The 22,596-nt window shown below is 40.1% G+C and carries 25 protein-coding genes; 23 read left to right on the top strand and 2 right to left on the bottom strand.

Annotated features, from left to right (window positions below):
• Positions 1–146 precede the first annotated feature (146 nt).
• Together EL140_RS06265 and EL140_RS06260 are read left to right on the top strand one after the other, a co-directional pair.
• Complete coding sequence (locus EL140_RS06265) at positions 147–3,509, top strand: Cna B-type domain-containing protein (RefSeq protein ID WP_000791203.1); 3,363 nt, start codon at positions 147–149, stop codon at positions 3,507–3,509.
• 206 nt (positions 3,510–3,715) lie between these two features.
• Complete coding sequence (locus EL140_RS06260; protein ID WP_000573479.1) at positions 3,716–4,456, top strand: class I SAM-dependent methyltransferase; 741 nt, start codon at positions 3,716–3,718, stop codon at positions 4,454–4,456.
• A gap of 81 nt (positions 4,457–4,537) precedes the next feature.
• On the opposite strand, the gene EL140_RS06255 is transcribed toward EL140_RS06260, so the two are convergent.
• A complete protein-coding gene (locus EL140_RS06255) occupies positions 4,538–4,897 on the bottom strand; it encodes a DUF3397 domain-containing protein (protein WP_000525394.1) in 360 nt (119 codons plus the stop codon).
• 91 nt (positions 4,898–4,988) lie between these two features.
• Here EL140_RS06255 and mnmL point away from each other — a divergent pair, with 91 nt between their 5' ends.
• Genes mnmL through EL140_RS06230 form a run of 5 tightly spaced genes read left to right on the top strand, consistent with a single transcriptional unit; the run spans position 4,989 to position 9,689 of the window.
• Positions 4,989–5,945: a tRNA modification radical SAM protein MnmL/YtqA gene (gene mnmL / locus EL140_RS06250; protein ID WP_000867026.1), complete on the top strand. Its 957-nt coding sequence runs from the start codon at positions 4,989–4,991 to the stop codon at positions 5,943–5,945.
• Complete coding sequence (mnmM, locus tag EL140_RS06245) at positions 5,929–6,486, top strand: tRNA 5-(aminomethyl)-2-thiouridylate-methyltransferase MnmM (protein WP_000828411.1); 558 nt, start codon at positions 5,929–5,931, stop codon at positions 6,484–6,486. The genes mnmL and mnmM overlap by 17 nt, the downstream gene beginning before the upstream one ends.
• Entirely contained in the window at positions 6,479–6,733 is a 255-nt protein-coding gene (locus EL140_RS06240) for a hypothetical protein (RefSeq protein WP_000361094.1), read from the top strand. The genes mnmM and EL140_RS06240 overlap by 8 nt, the downstream gene beginning before the upstream one ends.
• A gap of 11 nt (positions 6,734–6,744) precedes the next feature.
• Positions 6,745–8,799 carry a cation:proton antiporter gene (locus tag EL140_RS06235; protein ID WP_000421610.1) on the top strand — a complete coding sequence of 685 codons (2,055 nt, stop codon included), beginning with the start codon at positions 6,745–6,747 and terminating at the stop codon, positions 8,797–8,799.
• A gap of 29 nt (positions 8,800–8,828) precedes the next feature.
• Positions 8,829–9,689, top strand: a complete 861-nt coding sequence (locus EL140_RS06230; RefSeq protein WP_000759520.1) for a YihY/virulence factor BrkB family protein — start codon at positions 8,829–8,831, stop codon at positions 9,687–9,689.
• Between the two features lie 39 nt (positions 9,690–9,728).
• Here the strand turns inward: EL140_RS06230 and queA are convergent, their stop codons facing one another.
• Positions 9,729–10,757 (bottom strand): tRNA preQ1(34) S-adenosylmethionine ribosyltransferase-isomerase QueA, encoded by a 1,029-nt coding sequence (gene queA / locus EL140_RS06225; RefSeq protein WP_001090171.1) that lies wholly within the window; start codon positions 10,755–10,757, stop codon positions 9,729–9,731.
• A gap of 146 nt (positions 10,758–10,903) precedes the next feature.
• On the opposite strand from queA, the gene EL140_RS06220 reads away from it, so the two are divergent.
• The 16 genes from EL140_RS06220 to EL140_RS06140 all read left to right on the top strand — a co-directional run bounded on the left by EL140_RS06220 (position 10,904) and on the right by EL140_RS06140 (position 22,441).
• A complete protein-coding gene (locus tag EL140_RS06220) occupies positions 10,904–11,611 on the top strand; it encodes a glucosamine-6-phosphate deaminase (protein ID WP_000864610.1) in 708 nt (235 codons plus the stop codon).
• Positions 11,612–11,685: 74 nt separating this feature from the next.
• Positions 11,686–12,201, top strand: coding sequence for a hypothetical protein (locus tag EL140_RS06215; protein ID WP_001030875.1), 516 nt, complete (start codon positions 11,686–11,688; stop codon positions 12,199–12,201).
• Between the two features lie 79 nt (positions 12,202–12,280).
• Entirely contained in the window at positions 12,281–12,457 is a 177-nt protein-coding gene (rpsU, locus tag EL140_RS06210; protein ID WP_000048054.1) for a 30S ribosomal protein S21, read from the top strand.
• Positions 12,458–12,521: 64 nt separating this feature from the next.
• Entirely contained in the window at positions 12,522–13,484 is a 963-nt protein-coding gene (locus EL140_RS06205) for a hypothetical protein (protein ID WP_002874716.1), read from the top strand.
• Between the two features lie 136 nt (positions 13,485–13,620).
• Complete coding sequence (gene hprK / locus EL140_RS06200; RefSeq protein WP_000115190.1) at positions 13,621–14,556, top strand: HPr(Ser) kinase/phosphatase; 936 nt, start codon at positions 13,621–13,623, stop codon at positions 14,554–14,556.
• The gene (gene lgt, locus EL140_RS06195) at positions 14,549–15,337 is read left to right on the top strand and encodes a prolipoprotein diacylglyceryl transferase (RefSeq protein WP_000609710.1); all 789 of its coding nucleotides are present in this window, start codon (positions 14,549–14,551) and stop codon (positions 15,335–15,337) included. The genes hprK and lgt overlap by 8 nt, the downstream gene beginning before the upstream one ends.
• Positions 15,338–15,721: a DUF948 domain-containing protein gene (locus EL140_RS06190; protein ID WP_000895028.1), complete on the top strand. Its 384-nt coding sequence runs from the start codon at positions 15,338–15,340 to the stop codon at positions 15,719–15,721.
• A gap of 15 nt (positions 15,722–15,736) precedes the next feature.
• Positions 15,737–16,135: a YtxH domain-containing protein gene (locus tag EL140_RS06185; protein WP_000517390.1), complete on the top strand. Its 399-nt coding sequence runs from the start codon at positions 15,737–15,739 to the stop codon at positions 16,133–16,135.
• A gap of 73 nt (positions 16,136–16,208) precedes the next feature.
• Positions 16,209–17,339, top strand: a complete 1,131-nt coding sequence (gene hemW, locus EL140_RS06180) for a radical SAM family heme chaperone HemW (RefSeq protein WP_001170059.1) — start codon at positions 16,209–16,211, stop codon at positions 17,337–17,339.
• A 4-nt stretch (positions 17,340–17,343) separates the two neighbouring features.
• Positions 17,344–18,081 carry an acyl-[acyl-carrier-protein] thioesterase gene (locus EL140_RS06175; RefSeq protein WP_000524791.1) on the top strand — a complete coding sequence of 246 codons (738 nt, stop codon included), beginning with the start codon at positions 17,344–17,346 and terminating at the stop codon, positions 18,079–18,081.
• A 10-nt stretch (positions 18,082–18,091) separates the two neighbouring features.
• Positions 18,092–18,865: a TIGR01457 family HAD-type hydrolase gene (locus tag EL140_RS06170; protein ID WP_000323539.1), complete on the top strand. Its 774-nt coding sequence runs from the start codon at positions 18,092–18,094 to the stop codon at positions 18,863–18,865.
• Positions 18,855–19,472 (top strand): TIGR01906 family membrane protein, encoded by a 618-nt coding sequence (locus tag EL140_RS06165; protein ID WP_000850617.1) that lies wholly within the window; start codon positions 18,855–18,857, stop codon positions 19,470–19,472. Before EL140_RS06170 ends, EL140_RS06165 begins: the two co-directional genes overlap by 11 nt.
• 220 nt (positions 19,473–19,692) lie before the next feature.
• Positions 19,693–20,094 carry a Spx/MgsR family RNA polymerase-binding regulatory protein gene (locus EL140_RS06155; protein ID WP_000631261.1) on the top strand — a complete coding sequence of 134 codons (402 nt, stop codon included), beginning with the start codon at positions 19,693–19,695 and terminating at the stop codon, positions 20,092–20,094.
• A complete protein-coding gene (locus tag EL140_RS06150; RefSeq protein WP_001041963.1) occupies positions 20,095–20,373 on the top strand; it encodes a UPF0223 family protein in 279 nt (92 codons plus the stop codon).
• Entirely contained in the window at positions 20,363–21,136 is a 774-nt protein-coding gene (locus EL140_RS06145) for an inositol monophosphatase family protein (protein WP_000448245.1), read from the top strand. Before EL140_RS06150 ends, EL140_RS06145 begins: the two co-directional genes overlap by 11 nt.
• Positions 21,137–22,441, top strand: coding sequence for an RsmF rRNA methyltransferase first C-terminal domain-containing protein (locus EL140_RS06140; protein ID WP_001160239.1), 1,305 nt, complete (start codon positions 21,137–21,139; stop codon positions 22,439–22,441).
• Positions 22,442–22,596: the final 155 nt, after the last annotated feature.

Genomic DNA, 22,596 nt, shown 5'->3' with positions numbered 1-22,596 from the left:
CACATATAGTTATGAAACATGTTAATATGATGTAACTTATTCAATAACCCTCATGGATTTCAACGAATTCGAAAGGAGATGAGTGTTGAGGTTTTATAATCATAGTTTGTCGTTTTAATGTTTTCGGTAATTTAGAAAGGAAGATTATGAAGAACAAGAAATTTTGGTTGCCCATCCTAACTTCTCTGGCCTGTTTGCTAGGGATAATCTTTGCTCCAAATTCAGTTCAAGCAAAGGAACTGAAGAACGTTATCAGTAATATTGGAATTTGGGAGGTTGATAATGGTAAGTTTATAAAACCGGATGCGAATGGTGTTTATACACTTTCACCTGAACATCATAACTACTCAAATTATAAATTCACTGTTGATTACGATTTGAGCGCCTATGATGGTAAATTAGAGGACGGTGATACCTTTACCTTTACTGTTCCGAGCCCTTTAACTGTTAGAAATGAAACTTTTGATTTAAAAGATAAGGAAACAGATCTCGTTATCGGAGAAACTCAAATTGTATCAAACGGGGATAATAATGGTGGTAAGGCAACTATTACATTAAAAAATCTGAAAACCTATCTTGAGAAAAAAGGTGGCTATCAAGTCCAAAACGTTAAAGGAAATTTCTTTGTTGGTTTTAGTTCTAAAAATGAATTAAGCAATGAAACGCTCCGTTTTGATAAAACGGAAACCATAAATGAAATTACACACCAAATTAAGGTAAAAAGAGGTGAAGCATCTGATTATTCTGAAGGTATTGGACGTGCTAATTTCAGTAAGTATCATGGTCTGATTTACAAAGAGGATTGGACATCTAGTGCTCTAAATAAGAGTGGACAATATTTACACAGTTGGTATGTTCGAGCTAATCCTAAACAAGCTGCCTATAACAAAATTGAAATTCATGACTGGGTTGACCCAAATGCCTCACCGATGCAGATGATTCCTGAAACATTTAAAGTTACGGCAGGTTGGTACGATAAATCTTATTACTTTAAAGATGAAGTGGTTTTAGAAGCTGGTAAGGATTACCAAGTTAGTTGGAATGAGTCATATACCGATTTTACTTTAACAATTAACAATGCTTCTTCAATTGTTGCTAAGAACGGGAAACCTGCAGCATTTCGAATTAATTACAAAACAAGTGCTCCAGCGGATGGTACGCAAGTCCAAAACAATGCTGAAATGAAGGGTGATGACCAGATTCTTACATATGACGACTATAGTAATAAGACAGTCGTTAAGCAAATCGGAAACTCAGTAGTTGCTTCAGGCGGTACAATTCAGTTAGAAACTGGTTACCGTATCATTCTTTACAAGGTCGACGAGCTGACTCATGACCGTCTAAAAGGAGCAAAATTCAAGATTACTCCTCCGGCAGGAGCTACGGCTAAAGAGGAAATTGTAACGACAAATGATGACGGAATTGCTGAATCATCTATTTACTCAGAGAGTGATATCAAGAAAGGGAACTTTACGGTAACCGAGATTGAGGCTCCTGAGGGATATGAGTTGAATCCTACTCCATTTGAGATGACTGTTGGACAAGATGGAGCTATCAAAACAGTTACAAATAAACGTAGCAAAGCTAAAGTTAAGATTAAGGCTAATAAAAAACTTACAGGACGTGAGTTGAAGGCTGAAGAGTTTGAATTCACTTTAACAGACCAAGATGGTAAGGTGAAAGAAACTGTGAAGAATGACAAAGACGGAAACATTGCTTTCTCAGAATTGGAATTCGACAAAGCAGGAACTTATACCTTTAAAATTGCTGAAAAAGCTGGCAGCGATACAAGCATCAAGTACGACACTAAAACTGTCACAGCTAAAGTTACTGTAGTGGACAAGGGTAAAGGTGCACTTGAAGCAACTGTTTCTTACGATGATGAAAAAGCTTTCGAGAATACTTACACTCCAGCAAAAACGGAAGTTTCTGTTAAGAAAGTATGGAAGGACGAGAACAACCAAGATGGTAAACGCCCATCTTCTGTCACGGTTAAATTGCTTGCAGATGGTCAAGATACTGGTAAAACACTTGAATTGACTGAAGCAAATGGTTGGGCTGGAAGCTTCAAAGACCTTGATGCTGATAAAGGCGGAACACCTATTAAGTACACAGTAGTAGAAGTAACTGTTCCTGGTTACACTTCTGAAATTACTGGTGATGCTGCATCTGGATTCACCATCACAAATAGCTATTCACCAGAAACAGTTGATGTAAAAGCAACTAAGAACTGGGATGACGCTAATAACCAAGACGGCAAACGTCCAACTAAGATTACAATCAATCTTTTAGCAGACGGTAAGAAAGTTGATTCGAAAGAAGTTCAAGCAGCCGCAGATGGAACTTGGACTGTCGAATTCACGAAATTAGCAAAATATAAAGCTGGTAAAGAAATCAAATACACTGTAACAGAAGAAGCCGTAGCAGAATACGAAGCGACTATTACAGACTTTACCATCACAAACAAATATGCTCCTAAAGAAATTGACTACAAGGTAACAAAAGTATGGAATGATGCGAACAACCAAGACGGTAAACGTCCTGAGTCCGTAACGGTTCAACTTTATAAAAAAGTAGGAAATGCAGATCCAGTAGCCGTTGAAGGTAAGAAATTGACCTTAACAGCTAAGGAGAAGACTGATGATAACACTTGGGTAGCATCCTTCACCAATCTTCCACAATACGAAGCTGGAAAAGAAATCACCTATTCTATCAAGGAAGTGGATGTACCAGCTGGTTACGAAGCCTCTGTGACTGGTCAAGTAGTGACAAACACCTATAACCCAGAAACAGTTGTTCTTTCAGGAACTAAGATTTGGAAAGATAACAACAACCAAGACGGCAAACGAACAAGATCTGTGAAAGTTCAAATTCTTAACGGCGACAAGGTTGTTCAAGAAATTGAAGTTTCAGAAGCAACTGGCTGGAAGTTCGAATCAAAAGCACTTCCTAAGTATGAAAATGGTAAAGAAATCAAGTATACTGTCAAAGAAACTGCTATGACAGAATACAAAGCAACCATCACTACAGATAAGGATGGCAAGTACACCATTACCAACACCCACACACCAGAGAAAACATCTGTAAAAGGTAAGAAGATCTGGAAAGATGAAGATAACAAAGATGGCATCCGTCCAGCATCTATCACCGTAAAACTTCTTGCAGATGGTAAGGAAACTGGTCAGACAGCTATAGTGTCAGAAACAAGTGGCTGGACTTATGAGTTTACAGGTCTTGATCGTTATCAAGAAGGTAAGGAGATTGCCTACACTGTTGAAGAAGTGAATGTTCCAGATGGTTATACAGCTTCAGTAGAAGGTTACAACATTACAAATACGCACACTCCTGAAAAACCAACACCTGGCAAACCAAATGAACCAGGTAAGCCTAAAAAGGGTGGGGAATTACCTAATACAGGAAGCGAGTCTAACCAAGCGACTCTAGTAGCTGGAATCGCCCTTCTTGGATTGGGAACAGGATTCTTGGCAAGACGCAAAAAAGAAGATTAAGTTTTTTAAACGGTATCTTTCACGAAATTTTGCAAGACAGTTTAAAAGTGGAAACAAGTGTCAATGGAAATTGGCACTTGTTTTTTTGTAACTGACCCTGGTTCTACTACCGGATACAAGTGGATAGTTGCCACTTACTGAAAAGCTATTGTTTTTGCGATGAATTCCACTATAATAGGTGACAAATAGAAAAGGAGATGTTGTATATGATTGAAACAAGATTACAAGATAAATTGAAGTCAGGTTTAGAGGTAGAAAATTTTCAAAAAGATGGCGATATCTATCTGTCTCTTAATCCAGATTATCTATCTGGAGATAATGCTAAATACATGACCATGTATAACCGTATGGCTCGCTGGTACGATATGAGTGAGAAATGGATAGGACCACTTCTCCACGGCAAGGCAATTGATAAGTTGAGAAGGGATCTGATGGGAGAAATCGAATGGAAGGATAATTTATCTGTTCTTTATGTCTCTATCGGGACTGGTCAAGACCTCCGTTATATCCCTGAGACAATTGACCTGAAAAGTTTAGACTTTGTAGGGGTAGATATTTCTATCAGTATGCTAGAAAAATGCCAGAAATCTTGCGCTAAAAAGACTAATTTGCAACTTTTCCATGCTTGCGCGGAGGATCTACCCTTTGCGGATAATAGTTTTGACATTGTCTACCATATTGGCGGAATCAATTTTTTCAATGATAAGGCCAAGGCTATGCAGGAAATGCTACGAGTGGCGAAGCCAGGGACTAAGATTTTAATTGCAGATGAGACGGCTGACTATGTGGATCAGCAATATAAGAAAAATCATTTTAGTAAGGATTATTTTAAAGATGCTACTGTTGATTTGAGTGAAATTGAGAATGTTGTTCCAAGCGAAGTTAAGGAAAAGGAAATGAAACTTCTTTGGGATGGCAAATTCTACTCCTTGACATTTAGGAAATAAGATAAAGTATTTTGGTAGAGCTTAGAAAGTAAGTATGAAGATAAAAACATTCCCTTAGACTGCTGTCTGAGGGAATGTTTTTTATGGGAGCATCATCAATTCGACAATCATAGCAATGTAGATGATTAAGGTAAGGAGAAAACCGGCTCTCCAGAAGAATTTGATGAATTTAGGGTAATAAAAACTTCGTTTTTTGACAAGGAAAAAGACTACAAGGAGGATTGCTAGGAGAGAAAGTGCGACTCCAAGTCGCGGTAGAAAGTTGTGGGTAAAGGCTTTAGCAGTGATCAGATAGTACTCGAATACCAAAAGTGGAAAAGCTAGATCCGCGAAATTAAATCCTATTTTCCTAAGTCCGAAAAGCTTGGTGACAATAAAGCAAACCACCAAGGTTAATATCAATAATAAAATAGATGCTATTTTCATTAAAATCATACCCATATTGTATCATAAAAAAACGCTAAAGGAAATGAGAAACAAGGGAATTTGTTGGAAAGTCAGGCTTTTGAGATTGTAGGTGTTTTTTGTTATAATGAAAGTTATGAAATCTTATAATACCTTGAATGATTATTATCGAAAACTTTTTGGAGAAAAGACTTTCAAAGTTCCTATTGATGCGGGATTTGACTGTCCAAATCGTGATGGAACTGTAGCTCATGGTGGTTGTACTTTTTGTACGGTTTCAGGTTCTGGAGATGCCATCGTGGCACCGGATGCTCCTATTCGTGAGCAATTTTATAAGGAAATTGACTTTATGCACCGCAAGTGGCCAGATGTTCAGAAGTACTTGGTTTATTTCCAAAACTTTACCAACACCCATGAAAAGGTGGAAGTGATTCGGGAGCGATATGAGCAGGCTATCAACGAGCCAGGTGTAGTGGGAATCAATATCGGAACACGTCCGGATTGCTTACCTGATGAAACAATCGAATATTTGGCTGAGTTATCGGAACGCATGCATGTGACGGTTGAATTGGGATTACAGACAACCTTTGAAGCAACCTCTGACCTGATTAACCGTGCCCATTCTTATGAATTGTATGTTGAAACAGTAAAACGCTTGAGGAAATATCCCAAGATTGAGATTGTTTCCCATTTGATTAATGGTCTGCCCGGTGAGACTCATGAGATGATGATTGAAAATGTACGCCGTTGTGTTACGGATAATGATATTCAAGGAATTAAGTTGCACTTGCTTCACCTCATGACCAATACACGGATGCAGCGAGATTACCACGAAGGACGCTTGCAACTGATGAGTCAGGATGAGTATGTCAAAGTTATCTGTGATCAACTGGAAATCATTCCCAAGCATATCGTCATCCATCGAATTACAGGAGATGCACCGAGAGATATGCTGATTGGTCCTATGTGGAGCCTCAATAAATGGGAAGTGCTGAATGCTATTGAAACTGAGATGCGCCGTCGTGGAAGTGTGCAAGGATGCAAGGCTGTAAAACAGGAGTTTAAAAATGAAAAGACCACTTGAGATGGCACATGATTTTTTGGCTGAGGTTGTGACAAAAGAGGATATTGTAGTGGATGCGACCATGGGCAATGGCCACGATACCCTTTTCCTAGCCAAGCTAGCTAAGAAAGTCTATGCCTTTGATATCCAGGAGAAGGCTTTGGAGAAGACGCAAGAGCGTTTGGATCAGGCTGGAATGACAAATGCCCAGTTAATCTTGCAAGGTCATGAGAAACTGGACCAATTTGTGACAGAAGCTAAGGCAGGGATTTTTAATCTGGGTTATTTACCTTCTGCTGACAAGTCCGTCATCACCCAACCTCAGACTACTATCAAAGCCTTAGAAAAGCTATGTCACTTGCTTGTCAAAGGAGGACGGATTGCCATTATGATCTACTATGGTCATGAAGGAGGAGATACTGAGAGGGATGCTGTATTGGAGTTTGTTAGCCAGTTGAACCAACAAGAGTATACAGCTGCCATTTATCGGACTCTTAACCAAGTTAATAATCCACCGTTTTTAGTTATGATTGAAAAATTAGAAAGGTATAGACATGGATAAACAATACCTTCGTGAGAAGCTTGAGGCAATGCGCCAAAATTTTGTCGAGTCAACGCATCACGAGCGAGCAGTCGGGGTGCTCGACGAAGCACATATGAGCAAAAAGATGCTTAAAATCAAGAAAAAATTAGTGGCTCTTGAAATGGAACGATGCCAGAAAAAAATTGAGCACAAAGACTGTTCTAAGATTGATCAGAAAATTCAAGAACAAAAGGAGATTTTTGAATCTTGTTGTAAAAAAGATTAAGGAGGAATTGTGTGGAATTACTCATTTACTTGATTCTATTTTTATTTGTCTTAATCATTTCAACTACGACCAATAAACTTCTCCCTTTTTTGCCCCTTCCTCTTGTACAAATTCTTTTGGGGATTGGGATTGGATTATTTGTTCCCGATGCGGACTTTCATCTCAATACAGAGCTGTTTCTGGCCATGGTTATTGGTCCCTTACTTTTCCGGGAGGCAGAAGAAGCGGATATTACGTCCATTTTGAAGCACTGGCGGATTGTTGTCTTTCTGATTTTTCCTGTGATTTTTATCTCGACCTTAAGCTTGGGGGGCATGGCTCACTTCCTTTGGATGACTCTTCCTTTGGCTGCCTGTTTAGCAGTTGGAGCGGCACTTGGGCCAACAGATTTGGTTGCCTTCGCATCTCTTTCTGAACGTTTTCGTTTTCCAAAACGTGTTTCTAATATCCTAAAAGGGGAAGGACTCTTAAATGACGCTTCTGGTTTAGTTGCCTTTCAGATGGCTCTTGCTGCTTGGACAACAGGAACTTTTTCTTTCAGCAAAGCTGGAACTTCCCTAGCACTTTCTATACTTGGTGGTTTTGTAGTCGGTTTTGTGACGGCTATGGTCAATCGTTTTTTGCATAGCTTTTTACTGAGTGTACGAGCGATAGATATAGCCAGTGAACTATTGCTAGAGCTAAGTTTGCCGCTCATGACCTTTTTCATCGCAGAAGAGTTTCATGTTTCAGGGATTATCGCAGTAGTGGTTGCAGGTATTTTGAAGGCCAGTCGCTTTAAGAAAATTACGCTCCTTGAGGCTCAGGTAGACACCGTGACGGAGACCGTTTGGCACACCGTGACCTTTATGCTAAATGGATCAGTCTTTGTTCTCTTGGGAATGGAATTAGAGTTGATAGCAGAGCCGATCTTGTCTAATTCTCTCTACAATCCCCTTCTTTTACTGCTTTCAGTTGTCGTTCTGACCTTCTTACTCTTTGCGATCCGCTTTGTCATGATTGCTGGTTTTTACTTTGTGAGGACGCGTCGACTTAAGAAAAAAATTCATAAGTACACGAAAGATATGCTTCTTTTGACCTTCTCTGGTGTCAAAGGGACAGTATCTATCGCGACTATTCTCCTCATACCAAGTCATTTGGAGCAGGAGTATCCTCTGTTGCTCTTCCTAGTAGCAGGTGTTACACTGTTGAGCTTTTTAACGGGTTTACTGGTCCTCCCTCACTTATCTGAGGAACAAGAGGAAAGCAAGGACCATTTGATGCATATTGCGATTTTGAATGATGTGGCTGCAGAATTAGAAAAAGAGCTAGACCATCACAAGAACAAACTTCCTCTTTATGCAGCTATTGATAATTATCATGGTCGAATTGAAAACCTCATCCTTAGTCTGGAAAATAAGAGAGTCCAAGAGGACTGGGAGTCCCTCAAGCTTCTTATCTTGAGTATTGAGAGTGATGGTTTGGAGCAAGCCTACGAAGAAAATAGAATCAGCGAACGTGGCTATCGAGTTTACCAACGTTACCTAAAAAACATGGAGCAGAGTATCAATCGGAATTTCGCTTCTAGAGTGACTTATTACTTCCTAGTTTCCTTACGGATACTGCGCTTTCTACTCCATGAAATGTTTACCTTTGGCAAAACTTTCCGTAGTTGGATGAATGAAGAATCTCGTAAACTACTAGCAGTTGACTATGATCAGATTTCAGAGTTGTATTTGGAAAATACAGAGCTGATTATCGAGAGTTTGGAAAACCTCAAAGGGGTTTACAAGAGTTCTCTGATTAGCTTTATGCAAGAGTCTCGTCTACGCGAGACGGCCATTATTGGAAGTGGTGCCTTTGTTGAGCGGGTTATCAATCGCATCAAGCCAAACAATATCGATGAAATGCTACGAGGCTACTATCTCGAACGTAAGGCAATCTTTGAATACGAAGAAGCTAAACTGATAACAGCCAAGTATGCCAAAAAACTACGACAAAATGTGAATAATTTAGAGAATTATTCTCTGAAAGAAGCCGCAAATACTTTACCTTATGATATGCTAGATTTAATCAGAAGAACTTAGATGATGAAGAAAATGACGGAGGATGGAACATGAAAAAGTGGTGGAAAGAGCTGATGGACAGGCCCTTATTGAAAGCTTTTTTGCATTATTATCAAGCATCTGATAGCGAGTTGACCAGTGTTGCGGTTGCCTACTATTGGTTGATTTCAATCTTTCCTTTGCTAATGATAATGGTCAATATTTTGCCTTATTTTCAGATTCCAGTCTCAAATTTCTTACTGACGATCAAGGAATTCTTGCCTGATACGGTGTATGATGTGGTTGCCAAGATTGTCCGAGAAGTTCTGACTCAACCATCAACTGGTTTGCTGAGTTTTGCCGTTTTATCTGCACTCTGGACCTTTTCGAAATCAATGGATTTCCTCCAAAAAGCCTTTAACAAAGCCTATGGGGTGACCAAGAGTCGAGGAATTATCTCCCATCAGTTGATGAGTCTACTTGTTAGTTTTGGCCTGCAGATTCTTTTTGCCTTGGCCTTGTTTTTGAGTATGTTTGGTCGTATGTTGCTCAACCTCCTCAAAACTTACTGGCAATCAGACAGTCCGCTATTTTCCTACCTGCAAGATTTTACAGGCCCTCTGGTCTATGCCTTGATCTTTGCCATTCTAGTCATGATTTATTACTTCCTTCCAAAAGTAAAAGCACCACGAATCCGCTATGTTTTACCAGGAAGTGTCTTTGTCTTGCTAACTCTTATCTTTTTATTGAATATCTTTTCTGTCTACGTCAATAGTTATGTCAATCATCTGGTTGATGTCCGATTTTTCAGTTCCATTATCGTGGTAGTCATGATGTTCTGGTTTATTCTCATTGCAAAGATTTTGATTATCGGAGCAGTTATCAATGCCAGTGTTCAGAGCTTGAAAGATCCAAAGTTTAGTATGGAATAATTAGAAAAATCCCTATTAGGTTTCCTAATAGGGATTTTCTTAATAGATAAACATGGCATCTCCAAAACTGAAGAAGCGGTAGTGTTCTTGGATGGCATGGTGATAAGCATCTAGGACTAAGTCACGACCAGCAAAGGCAGAAACTAGCATAACAAGAGTTGACTTGGGTAGGTGGAAGTTGGTTGAGAAGGCGTCTACAACCTTCCAGTCGTAGCCTGGTTTGATAAAGATATTGGTCCAGCCAGAATCTGCTTGGATTTGCCCATTAAACTTGGAACCGATGGTTTCCAGTGTGCGGATCGAAGTGGTTCCAACAGCGATGACGCGACCTCCATTTTCCTTGACAGTTCGAAGGGTGGCAGCTGCTTCATCAGAAAGTTGGTAGAACTCCGAGTGCATTTCATGTTCGTCCAGATTGTCAACAGAAACAGGTCTAAAGGTTCCTAAACCAACGTGGAGGGTCAAATAAACCAAATGGACACCCTTGGCTTGGATTTCTGCTAGCAGTTCTTTGGTGAAGTGCAATCCAGCAGTCGGTGCTGCAGCAGAGCCACTTTCCTTGGCGTAGACGGTTTGATAACGTTCACGGTCATCCAATTTTTCGTGGATATACGGTGGCAGCGGCATTTCTCCCAGACTTTCCAAGACTTCTAGGAAAATTCCTTGGTATTCAAAGCGGACAATACGGCCCCCGTGAGTTAGTTCTTCTGTAACGACAGCGCTGAGACGACCATCACCAAAGCTGACGCGAGTACCGACCTTGAGGCGTTTGGCAGGTTTAGCCAGCACTTCCCACTCATCTCCAGCAGTGTTTTTTAGGAGGAGAAGTTCCACATGGCCTCCTGTCTCCTCTTTTTGACCATAGAGACGAGCAGGGAGAACACGGGTGTCATTCATAACAAGAGCATCACCTGGTTCCAACATATCAATAATAGAGTGGAAGTGTTTATCCTGAAATTCACCCGTCTCACGATTGACGATGAGGAGTTTGGAGGAATCTCGTTTTTCAAGGGGCGTTTGGGCAATCAATTCCTCAGGCAAGTGGAAATCAAAATCAGCTGTATTCATTTTTTCATCATTCTTTCTAACTTCTAATCTTATCCATTATAACATGTTTCAAGTTTGGACGCTCTTTTTTTGGAAAATAAATCGTTTTCACTTGACAAAAATTGGTCTATACCATATAATGAATATAGAAACATGGAGGATATAAAATGAAAGTTATAAAAGTTGAGAATCAAGTCGAGGGTGGAAAAGTAGCTTTTGAGATTTTGAAGGAAAAATTGGCCAATGGTGCTCAAACATTAGGACTTGCGACAGGAAGCAGTCCACTTGAATTTTACAAGGAAATCGTTGAGAGTGACCTTGATTTTTCAAATCTAACCAGTGTGAACCTTGATGAGTATGTAGGGCTTGATGGGGACAATCCACAATCTTATCGTTACTTCATGCAGGAAAACTTGTTCAACCAAAAACCATTTAAAGAAAGCTTCTTGCCTCGTGGGGTTAAGGACAATGCTGAAGAAGAAGTAGAACGCTATAATCAAATTTTGGCTGACCATCCTGTTGATTTGCAAATTTTGGGAATCGGTCGCAATGGACATATCGGCTTTAATGAACCTGGTACTCCATTTGACAGTCAAACGCATCTAGTCGAACTTGACCAGTCTACCATCGAAGCTAACGCTCGCTTCTTTGACAAGATTGAAGACGTTCCAACCCAAGCCATTTCGATGGGGATTAAAAACATCTTGGATGCTAAGTCAATTATTCTCTTTGCTTACGGTGAGTCGAAAGCAGAAGCTATTGCTGGGACAGTATCAGGTTCAGTAACTGAAAGTTTACCAGCAAGTAGTCTACAAAACCACCCTGACGTGACGATTATCGCAGATGCAGAAGCGCTAAGCTTACTTGAAAAATAAATTCAGAATCACTTGCTCATTGGAGTGAGTGTTTTTAGACATATAAAACTGCAACATGACGTTAGGAGGATAACATGAATAAAGAAGAATTTCTAAAAGTAAAAGAAGCATATAAGAGCGCTAGAACGGAAGAGAGAAAAAAAATAATAAAATTCATTACAAAGAAGAAAGATAAGGAAGGGAATTCTCTTTTTACTAAGTCAAAAGATAAACCATATAACACAAGAAATCAATATTCAGGAGGTATGGGGAATAAAAAGTACACCTCGGGTAGTAGATTATCTAGACCATATGATTTATCAAATCATATGTGGATTGATTTGTCTTATAAAGGAAATGATATATTAATCTCTTTACAGTCTTTTGATATTGATCCAAATAAAAATAAAAATAAAACTAATAATCTTCATGTCTTATATGATCGGATAGGTATTATGTTTGAAAAAGACGGCAACATTTTGTTGCCAGATAATAAATCTGAGGTCAGTGATGCCTTTCTTAAAATGGAAACAACAAACTGGGAACTACCTTTATCTGAAGCAGAGATGGAGGAGATGGTGGACTATATTATTAGTCATTATGAAAAATAAAAAACTTAGTTTTCTCTTGACATTTATTCATTTTGCGTGTAAAATAGAATAGATCTTGAACTTGAAGGGAGTGAAAAAAATGTCTAAAACAGTAGTACGTAAGAATGAATCTCTTGACGATGCACTTCGTCGTTTTAAACGTGCGGTTACTAAAGCTGGTACTCTTCAAGAAACACGCAAACGTGAATTCTATGAAAAACCTTCTGTAAAACGTAAACGTAAATCAGAAGCAGCTCGTAAACGTAAAAAATTCTAATTTGAAATGAAAGGCTAGATTTGTCTAGTCTTTTTTTGCACAATGTTTAGAGGAAGAAATTGTTATGAGAGAGTATATAAAAGAATATCAAAAGATGCGTGAAAATCACTTGGAAGATTGGGGTTATTGTGCTGATCCGATCGATTGGAAGGAATTTGAAGAGTCAAACAAAAGAATTTTTGAAAAGTATTTGACCGATTCAAAAGTATTGTCTGACAAGGTTTTAAGGGTAAAATTATACAGTAGCTTATTACTAGATGATACTAAATATTTTGCCTATTATGCTGCGTTTTTAGATGGGGATTATACACAGTTAAACAACGCGCTATGGCAAACAGGAAGAACTGAGTTGATGAGAGGCGGTTTGTTGGCAAGTGGAACTATTTACACAGATGGAATTTTGAAAGGCTTGTTTACCTCTTTTGCTTGTAACGATTTTTCAGCCATTCCATCATTCGTCCCCAAAGATTTACCCTTGTTGAAAGGAACCTATTATCCAGAAAATGTGATGAATCTTTTATACGCTCTTTATTATCAAGATGAAGAAAGATTATCCGAGTCGCTCTTGCGTGCACAACAGTTTTTAGGGAAGAAAAAACGAACTGGTATGGAAGAATTTTCTGTTCGGTATTTTATAAGTTTGGCAAAAAAAGATGCAGTTGCATTAAGCGAGTCCTTACAAAACTTATGCCAAGCTTATCAGAGACGAGGTTACCCCTATGAAAAGATTGATAAGTGCTTTGCGGATGAGATCCATGGTCTATATCGTTTGGTACGATTTTTTGACTATTCTTTGTTTGAAGAAGTCAGCATGCCATCTCATAAGACTTTTTTGAAGGAGTTTGAAGAATGGCAAGTCCAAAATCAGTTTCCAAAAGGTCAACAGTTCTATACCTATCCTCAAGATATGGCTGATGCAAACAGAATGTTAACAAAAGGTCTTCCAAGGATTTACTTAGAAAAATCTGGAAGGGACTTGGTGATAGACGTTGACCGATTTGCAGTAGATTTGTCTCGGTTGATTTAAAAGAGTAGGAAAAGACTTCCTAGTCAAATCTTTTTCCAAGCAACATCAAATAAATACTGTAAATCCTGCAAAAAAAGGAAACTTCCACCTACAATCTGATATAATAGTAGGGAGAACTCGATTGAAGGAGGAAATTATGTCGGTTTTAGTAAGAGATGTCATTGAAAAACTCAGACTAGATATTGTCTATGGTGAAGGCGAATTACTTGAAAAAGAAATCAATACTGCGGACATTATGAGACCTGGTCTTGAAATGACGGGCTATTTTGATTACTATACACCAGAACGGATTCAGCTGTTAGGGATGAAGGAGTGGTCCTATTTAGTTGCCATGCCTGCCCAGAACCGTTATCAAGTTTTGAAGAAAATGTTTCTACCTGAAACACCTGCGGTTATCGTGGCTCGTGGTCTGGTAGTGCCAGAGGAAATGTTGAGGGCTGCTAGGGAATGCAAGATTGCGATTTTAACCAGTCGAACTGCAACCAGTCGTTTATCTGGAGAACTTTCTAGCTACCTTGATTCCCGTTTGGCTAAACGTACTAGCGTGCATGGTGTCTTGATGGATATCTATGGCATGGGTGTCTTGATCCAAGGGGATAGTGGTATCGGTAAGAGCGAGACAGGTCTTGAGCTTGTGAAACGTGGACACCGTCTAGTAGCAGACGATCGTGTAGATATTTATTCTAAGGATGAGATGACTCTTTGGGGCGAACCTGCTGAAATCTTGAAGCATTTACTTGAGATTCGTGGAGTTGGGATTATCGATATCATGAGTCTCTATGGTGCAAGTGCTGTAAAAGATTCTTCACAAGTTCAGCTAGCAGTTTATTTGGAAAATTATGATACGCATAAGACCTTTGACCGTCTAGGAAACAATGCCGAAGAACTCGAAGTTTCTGGTGTAACGATTCCGCGTATCCGCATCCCAGTAAAAACAGGACGCAATATCTCCGTTGTTATTGAGGCAGCTGCCATGAACTATCGTGCTAAAGAAATGGGCTTTGATGCGACGCGTTTATTTGAAGAACGCTTGACAAATCTAATCGCTCAAAATGAGGTGAAACATGATTAATCCAGTCGCATTTGAAATTGGCCCCTTTGCTATTCGTTGGTATGCTTTGTGTATTGTAGCTGGTTTGGTTTTAGCAGTTTATCTTGCCATGAAAGAAGCTCCTAAAAAGAAAATTCTATCAGATGATATTTTGGATTTTATTCTGATTGCTTTTCCAGTAGCTATTTTAGGTGCTAGGCTATACTACGTACTCTTTCGCTTAGATTATTATCTGCAAAATCCAGGTGAAATCATCGCCATCTGGAATGGTGGTTTGGCCATTTATGGGGGTTTGATAGCAGGGGCTATTGTCCTTTATATCTTTGCGGATAGAAAGCTGATCAATACTTGGGATTTCTTAGATATTGCAGCACCGAGCGTCATGGTTGCCCAGAGTTTAGGGCGCTGGGGAAACTTCTTTAACCAAGAAGCCTACGGTGCAGCAGTAGATAGTTTGGATTATTTGCCAGGCTTTATCCGTGACCAGATGTATATTGACGGTAGCTACCGTCAGCCGACCTTCTTATATGAGTCGGTTTGGAATCTGATTGGATTTGCTTTGATTCTGATTTTTAGACGAAAATTAAAGGGAATCAGACGTGGTCATATTACGGCATTCTACTTGATTTGGTATGGCTTTGGTCGTATGATTATCGAAGGGATGCGGACGGATAGTCTCATGTTCTTTGGTCTGCGAGTTTCCCAATGGTTATCAGTTGTCCTTATTGGACTCGGTATTTTTATCATACTTTATCAAAATCGAAAGAAAGCCCCTTTCTATCATACAGAGGAGGAAAAATAAATGTTAGAAGTTGCATATATTCTTGTTGCGATTGCTTTGATTGTCTGTTTAGTCTATTTGACAATCACGATTCAAAAAGCAGGTCGTATGATTGATGAGACAGAGAAAACCATCAAAACGTTGAGCTCAGATGTGAACGTTACCTTGCATCAGACCAATGAATTGTTGGCTAAGGTCAATGTGTTAGCAGACGATATCAATATAAAAGTTGCGACGATTGATCCACTTTTTACGGCTGTGGCTGACTTATCTGAGTCAGTATCTGATCTCAACCAACATGCACGTGTTTTAGGTAAAAAGGCTTCATCTGCTGGTTCAAAGACCATTAAAACAGGTGCAAGCTTGTCCGCTCTTCGTGTCGCAAGTAAATTTTTCAAAAAATAAAAAAGGAGAAATCTTATGGGAAAACTATCCTCTATCCTTTTAGGAACAGTTTCAGGTGCTGCTCTTGCTTTGTTTTTGACGAGTGACAAGGGTAAGCAAGTTTGTAGTCAAGCTCAGGATTTTCTAGATGATTTGAGAGAAGATCCAGAGTATGCTAGAGAGCAGGTTTGTGAGAAACTAACTGAAGTGAAGGAACAGGCAACGGACTTTGTTCTGAAAACAAAGGAACAAGTAGAATCTGGTGAAATCACTTTTGATAGTGTCCTTGACCAAGCTAAAAACTGTGCTCGACAAGCGACGGAAGCATCCAAGGAAACCTTTAACAATCTCAAGGAGCAATGGCAAGAACAGTCAGCAACTCCAGACGTCGCTGAAGACCAAGAAGAAATCATCATCGATATTACTGAAGTATAAGGTATCACCATCTCTGGTTTTTGGAGATGGTGATTTTTATCTGCAAGTCTGTCTTTGTGGTATAATAAATACTATGCAGAAAAAACCAACGTCCGCCTATGTGCATATTCCCTTTTGTACACAGATTTGTTATTATTGTGACTTTTCAAAAGTATTTATCAAGAATCAACCAGTAGATAGTTACCTGGAGCATCTGCTAGAGGAGTTCCATTCTTATGATATCCAAAAGTTGCGAACTCTCTATATTGGAGGTGGGACGCCAACAGCTCTGTCCGCTCCGCAATTAGAGTTGCTCTTAGATGGCTTGACTAAAAATCTAGACTCATCTGTCTTGGAAGAATTGACCATTGAGGCCAATCCAGGCGATTTGGACGCGGATAAGATTGCGGTTTTGAAACAGTCGCCAGTCAATCGTGTTTCCTTAGGTGTGCAGACTTTTGATAACAAAATGCTGAAAAAGATCGGGCGTAGTCACTTGGAGAAGGATATTTATGAGAATATCGACCGTCTCAAACTGGCTGGTTTTGACAATATCTCCATTGATCTAATCTATGCTCTTCCAGGTCAAACTATGGCTCAGGTCAAGGACAATGTGGCTAAGGCTATCTCGCTTGATATTCCTCATATGAGCCTTTATAGCTTGATTTTGGAAAATCATACGGTCTTTATGAACCGCATGCGACGAGGGAAGTTGCCCCTACCCAAGGAAGAGTTAGAAGCGGAGATGTTTGAGTACATCATTTCAGAGCTTGAGCGAGCTGGTTTTGAGCATTATGAGATTTCGAATTTCTCCAAACCAGGCTTTGAAAGTCGCCATAATCTCATGTACTGGGACAATGCTGAATATTATGGTATCGGTGCGGGTGCTTCAGGTTATGTGAACGGGGTGCGCTATAAAAACCACGGTCCTATCCGCCACTATCTCAATGCAGTAGAGGCAGGAGATGCACGGATAACAGAAGAAAACCTGACTCAAAAGGAGCAGATGGAAGAAGAAATGTTCCTAGGCCTCCGGAAAAAATCCGGGGTTTCTATGGCGCGATTTGAGGAAAAATTTGGACGATCCTTTGATGGACTTTATGGCGAAATCATCAGAGATTTGGTTCAACAAGGACTTATGCAGATCGACGGTGATCGTGTCCGAATGACAAAGAGGGGTCTCTTCTTGGGAGACACTGTAGCAGAACGATTTATTTTGGAGTAGAACAATGGGCTTAACTTATCAAATGAAAATGAAAATTCCTTTTGATATGGCGGACATGAACGGTCATATCAAACTTCCAGATGTGATTTTGCTGTCCTTGCAAGTATCAGGTATGCAGTCGATCGAACTGGGAGTTAGTGACAAGGATATGTTAGAACGTTACAATCTGGTCTGGATTATTACAGACTATGCGATTGACGTGGTTCGCTTGCCTCGCTTTGCTGAAGAGATTACGATTGAAACAGAAGCATTGACTTACAATCGTCTTTTTTGCTACCGTCGTTTCACTCTCTATGATGAAGCAGGTCAAGAAATCATTCGCATGGTAGCAACCTTTGTTCTCATGGACAGGGACAGTCGTAAAGTTCATGCTGTCGAACCGGAGATTGTTGCTCCTTATCAGTCTGAGTTTGATAAAAAACTCATCCGTGGGCCAAAGTATGCTAACCTAGAAGACCCGATCAGTAAAGACTACCATGTTCGTTTTTACGACTTGGATATGAATGGTCATGTTAATAACAGCAAATACCTGGATTGGATTTTTGAAGTCATGGGAGCAGATTTTTTGACCAAGTATATTCCAAAGAAAATCAATCTCAAGTATGTCAAAGAAGTGCGACCAGGTGGCATGATTGCCTCAGCTTATGAACTCAAGGGACTAGAAAGCAAGCATGAGATTATCAGTGATGGCGAGATCAATGCCCAAGCTATGATTACGTGGCAAGAAATTGAAGGCAATTAGAAAGGACGATATGGCTTATAAAGGTTATTTAATTGATTTAGACGGAACCATTTACAAGGGGAAAGACAGAATCCCGGCAGGAGAGGCTTTTGTCCATGAGTTACAAAAAAGAGAAATTCCCTACCTCTTTGTGACCAATAATACAACCCGTACTCCTGAGAGCGTTCAAGAGATGTTGGCTCAGAATTTTAACATTAATACCCCTCTATCAACTGTCTATACAGCAACTCTGGCAACCATCGACTATATGAACGACTTGGGACTGGAAAAGACAGTCTATGTCATTGGTGAAGCAGGGCTCAAGGGTGCTATCCAGGCGGCAGGTTATGTCGAAGACAAGGAAAATCCAGCCTATGTGGTCGTTGGACTGGACTGGCAAGTTGACTATGAAAAATTTGCCACAGCAACTCTAGCCATTCAAAAAGGTGCTCACTTTATCGGAACCAATCCTGACCTCAATATCCCGACGGAACGTGGTCTCTTGCCTGGTGCTGGTTCACTAATTACACTTCTTGAAGTAGCAACACGGGTAAAACCAGTTTATATCGGGAAACCAAATGCTATCATCATGGACAAGGCGGTTGAGCACTTAGGCTTGAAAAGAGAAGAATTGCTCATGGTTGGGGACAACTACCTGACAGATATCCGAGCAGGGATTGACAATGGCATTCCAACGCTCTTGGTGACGACAGGTTTTACCAAAGCAGAAGAAGTGGCGGACCTGCCAATTGCACCAACTCATGTAGTTTCTAGCCTTGCGGAGTGGAATTTTGATGAAAACTAAACTGACCTTTTGGGGAAGTATGCTCTTTCTCCTCTCCCTGTCTATTCTCTTAACTATTTATCTGGCATGGATTTTCTATCCTTTGGAAATTCAGTGGCTGAACTTAGCGAATCGAGTCTATCTAAAGCCAGAAACCATTCAGTACAACTTTCACATCTTGATGAATTACCTGACCAATCCCTTTAGTCAGGTCTTAGAGATGCCGGATTTTCGTTCATCAGCGGCAGGGCTACACCATTTTGCGGTGGTGAAGAATCTCTTTCACCTAGTTCAGCTAGTTGCCCTAGTGACACTTCCAAGTTTCTATTTCTTTGTTGGAAAGATTGTGAAAAAAGGCTTTTTGCCCCTATATCGTAAAAGTATCTTGACTTTAGTGCTATTGCCTCTCGTCATTGGCTTTGTAGGAGTGTTGATTGGGTTTGAGCAATTCTTTACTCTTTTCCATCAGATTCTCTTTGTGGGAGATGATACCTGGCTTTTTGATCCAGCAAAGGATCCCGTTATTTGGATTTTGCCAGAGACTTTCTTTCTCCATGCCTTTTTACTTTTCTTTGCTTTGTATGAAGGAATGTTTGGTTTCCTTCTTGCTAAAGCTTCAAGGAAATAGTGGAAAAAATTCTGTATTTTTAATAAAAAACGAGAGAAGTTGCTCGACTCCCTATTTATTGTTAGGTTATCCTAAAGATAAACTTGCAAAGCAGGAGATTTTTGCAGAAAACAGTCTATTTTCTATGAAAAAATAGGCTTTTTTTCTAAAAATACCTAGTCAAGCGCTTTATTTTTTTGTATAATAGAAATAGCAAGTATAGATAAAAGAAGAGAAAAGCATGATTACACTATTTTTATCACCGAGTTGTACATCATGTCGTAAGGCAAAGGCTTGGTTAGAGACGCATAAAGTGCCCTTTCAAGAGCATAATATTATGACTAGTCCTTTAACAAGAAAAGAATTACAACATATTCTTTCCTTGACCGAAAATGGTACTGATGACATCATTTCAACTCGTTCAAAAATTTTTCAAAAATTGGATATTGATGTAGAGAGTATCTCAGTATCGGAGTTGCTTCAGTTGATTGAGCAATATCCTAGTCTTTTGCGTCGCCCAATTATTATAGATACAAAACGCATGCAGATCGGTTTTAATGAAGATGAGATTCGTGCTTTTCTCCCTCGTAGTTACCGTAAACAAGAATTGAAAGAAGCAACATTGAGAGCTGGTATAGGATAGATGAACAAACAGTATAGTTACCCACTAGATTTGTCGTGGAGCACTGAAGAACTTGCTTCAGTGCTTTCTTTTTTTAATGATGTTGAAGCTGCCTATGAAGACAAGGTAGAAGCTAAAAAACTGCTAGATTCCTACAAGAAATTTAAGTCTGTGGTTCCGAGCAAAAGCGAAGAAAAACGCTTAGGTCGCGAATTTGAGACAGCGAGCGGTTATTCCTTCTATCATGCAGTTCAATTAGCAAAAGAAAAAAGAGAAGGGAAGATTTCTCTTGGAAACTAAATTTGAATTTGCCAAACAGATTGTGCAGGAAGCTGCAGATTACATTTTGGCCCACATGCAAGAAGATTTGCAGGTCGAGCGAAAATCTTCACCTACCGACTTGGTGACGCGTTTGGATAAGGAAGTTCAGGATCTCTTGGTTGGTAGAATTTTAGCATCTTATCCAGAAGACTTGATTTGCGCGGAAGAGGGCTGTTTGCGTACGGCAGTCGGCCAGGGGAATGTTTGGGTGATTGATCCCATTGATGGTACCAATAACTTTGTCTCCCAGAAGGAAGATTTTGCCGTGATGTTGGCCTACTTTGAGAATGGGGTTGGGAAATTCGGTATCATTTATGATGTCATGAAAGGGGATTGTTACCATGGTGGTGGTGCCTTTCCTCCTTTTCGCAATAATGAGCCCTTACCGCCTTTTAAAAAGAAACCTCTTCAAGAATTTTTAGTTGCCGGTAACTCAGGTATGTTTGAAAGCAATGAGTGGGGCTTGGCGGATTTGGGTCGAGCAGCGTTGGGAGTCCGTGTCTATGGCAGTGCGGCTATTAGTTTTGCCAAGGTTTTATGTGGTCGTCTTCTGACTTATATTACCTACCTGCAACCATGGGATTACGCTGCGGCCAGTATCTTAGGGGAAAGTCTGGGTTATCGTCTTCTTACGGTATCAGGTGAGCCCGCTGATTTTAAAACGCGTCAGCCTGTCATGATGGTGCCAATCGAGATGCAAGAAGAGATTCAGTCTTATATCTACGAAAGGAAAGAAAACTAAATGCAATTTCCAGAAGGATTTGTTGAAAAATATGAAGCGATACTAGAAGATGAGGCAAGAGACTTTCTTGCCTCTTTTAAACAAGAAGCGGTTTCGGCTTTTCGGGTCAATCCCTTAAAAGAAAGTCAGTTATCGTTTGCTGATGCTATTCCCAATACACCTTGGGGGTATTATGGTAAGGTTTCTGGGAAGTCACCAGAGCACGTGACAGGTTTCGTTTATTCGCAAGAGCCTGCAGCCCAAATGGTGGCCCAGGTAGCTCAACCCCTTCCCGGTATGAAGGTTTTGGACTTGGCGGCAGCACCAGGTGGAAAATCCACTCAACTAGCAGCTTATCTGGCTAATCAAGGAGTCCTTGTCTCCAACGAAATTTCAAGCAAGCGAGCTAAGATTTTAGTGGAAAATATGGAACGGTTTGGAGCTACAAACGTAGTCGTGACCAATGAGTCTGCGGATCGCTTAGCCAAGGTCTTTAAAGGATACTTTGATGTGATTGTCCTTGATGCTCCTTGCTCGGGTGAAGGGATGTTCCGTAAACAACCAGATGCCATGGATTATTGGAACATCGACTATCCGAATCAATGTGCCAGTCTCCAAAGAAAGATTTTAGAAGATGCAGTCACCATGCTTGCTGAGGGTGGCCGTCTGGTCTACTCGACCTGTACTTGGGCACCAGAGGAAAATGAAGAAATCGTCCACTGGTTGCTGGATACTTATGATTTTGAACTGCTTCCAGTCGAGCATGTGAACGGTATGGTAGAAGGAATGGACCTTCCTGAAACGGCGCGGATGTATCCTCATCATTTCAAGGGAGAAGGTCAGTTTGTTGCCCACCTGCAGTTTAAGGGACAAAATCCCGCACCTAAATTCAAAGCTAGCAAGAGCAATCTCAGTCGTGAGCAACTGGCTTTGTGGCAAGAATTTGCCCAAAAACACTTGCGAGTCAATCTAACTGGTATCTTGCAGACTTTTGGAGACCAACTCTATCTCTTACCAGAGATGCTACCTGATCTAGGGAAACTCAAAATTGCCCGAAATGGGCTCCATCTGGGTACTTTTAAGAAGAAACGTTTTGAACCAAGCTTTGCTCTCGGATTAGCCTTGAAACCAAGTCAAGTAAAACAAAGTGTCGAAATCAATGATGAGGATTTTGTAAAATATGTGGCTGGTGAGACTGTTCAATTGTCTGAAGCTCGACCAAATGGTTGGTACCAAGTTCTGGTTCAAGGAAACGGATTAGGCTTTGCCAAGGTAACGGGAAATGTTTTGAAAAATTATTATCCAAAAGGACTCAGATTCAGGTGAAAAAGCTAGTCAAAGAGCCTATTCTATGTTATAGTGGAAGTATGAGTTTTTTCTGATAGTCTTTCATTATTACTTATATTATACGATGGAATTGTCCGCTCCTAAGAATGACTAGATAAAATGAAGAGGGACAATCATTGATGATAATTAGATGA

This window comes from Streptococcus oralis ATCC 35037 (genome assembly GCF_900637025.1).
Classification (GTDB): Bacteria; Bacillota; Bacilli; order Lactobacillales; family Streptococcaceae; genus Streptococcus; species Streptococcus oralis.
This window is presented reverse-complemented; position numbering and strand designations above follow the sequence as displayed.

Coding starts and splice junctions, on each gene's coding strand:
- lgt (WP_000609710.1), top strand. CDS start 14,549: ATGATTAATCCAGTCGCATTTGAAATTGGCCCCTTTGCTATTCGTTGG.
- EL140_RS06185 (WP_000517390.1), top strand. CDS start 15,737: ATGGGAAAACTATCCTCTATCCTTTTAGGAACAGTTTCAGGTGCTGCT.
- EL140_RS06260 (WP_000573479.1), top strand. CDS start 3,716: ATGATTGAAACAAGATTACAAGATAAATTGAAGTCAGGTTTAGAGGTA.
- queA (WP_001090171.1), bottom strand. CDS start 10,757: ATGAATACAGCTGATTTTGATTTCCACTTGCCTGAGGAATTGATTGCC.
- EL140_RS06255 (WP_000525394.1), bottom strand. CDS start 4,897: ATGGGTATGATTTTAATGAAAATAGCATCTATTTTATTATTGATATTA.
- EL140_RS06240 (WP_000361094.1), top strand. CDS start 6,479: ATGGATAAACAATACCTTCGTGAGAAGCTTGAGGCAATGCGCCAAAAT.
- EL140_RS06205 (WP_002874716.1), top strand. CDS start 12,522: ATGAGAGAGTATATAAAAGAATATCAAAAGATGCGTGAAAATCACTTG.
- EL140_RS06215 (WP_001030875.1), top strand. CDS start 11,686: ATGAATAAAGAAGAATTTCTAAAAGTAAAAGAAGCATATAAGAGCGCT.
- EL140_RS06170 (WP_000323539.1), top strand. CDS start 18,092: ATGGCTTATAAAGGTTATTTAATTGATTTAGACGGAACCATTTACAAG.
- hprK (WP_000115190.1), top strand. CDS start 13,621: ATGTCGGTTTTAGTAAGAGATGTCATTGAAAAACTCAGACTAGATATT.
- hemW (WP_001170059.1), top strand. CDS start 16,209: ATGCAGAAAAAACCAACGTCCGCCTATGTGCATATTCCCTTTTGTACA.
- mnmL (WP_000867026.1), top strand. CDS start 4,989: ATGAAAGTTATGAAATCTTATAATACCTTGAATGATTATTATCGAAAA.
- EL140_RS06140 (WP_001160239.1), top strand. CDS start 21,137: ATGCAATTTCCAGAAGGATTTGTTGAAAAATATGAAGCGATACTAGAA.
- mnmM (WP_000828411.1), top strand. CDS start 5,929: ATGAAAAGACCACTTGAGATGGCACATGATTTTTTGGCTGAGGTTGTG.
- EL140_RS06155 (WP_000631261.1), top strand. CDS start 19,693: ATGATTACACTATTTTTATCACCGAGTTGTACATCATGTCGTAAGGCA.
- rpsU (WP_000048054.1), top strand. CDS start 12,281: ATGTCTAAAACAGTAGTACGTAAGAATGAATCTCTTGACGATGCACTT.
- EL140_RS06265 (WP_000791203.1), top strand. CDS start 147: ATGAAGAACAAGAAATTTTGGTTGCCCATCCTAACTTCTCTGGCCTGT.
- EL140_RS06220 (WP_000864610.1), top strand. CDS start 10,904: ATGAAAGTTATAAAAGTTGAGAATCAAGTCGAGGGTGGAAAAGTAGCT.
- EL140_RS06150 (WP_001041963.1), top strand. CDS start 20,095: ATGAACAAACAGTATAGTTACCCACTAGATTTGTCGTGGAGCACTGAA.
- EL140_RS06230 (WP_000759520.1), top strand. CDS start 8,829: ATGAAAAAGTGGTGGAAAGAGCTGATGGACAGGCCCTTATTGAAAGCT.
- EL140_RS06175 (WP_000524791.1), top strand. CDS start 17,344: ATGGGCTTAACTTATCAAATGAAAATGAAAATTCCTTTTGATATGGCG.
- EL140_RS06190 (WP_000895028.1), top strand. CDS start 15,338: ATGTTAGAAGTTGCATATATTCTTGTTGCGATTGCTTTGATTGTCTGT.
- EL140_RS06165 (WP_000850617.1), top strand. CDS start 18,855: ATGAAAACTAAACTGACCTTTTGGGGAAGTATGCTCTTTCTCCTCTCC.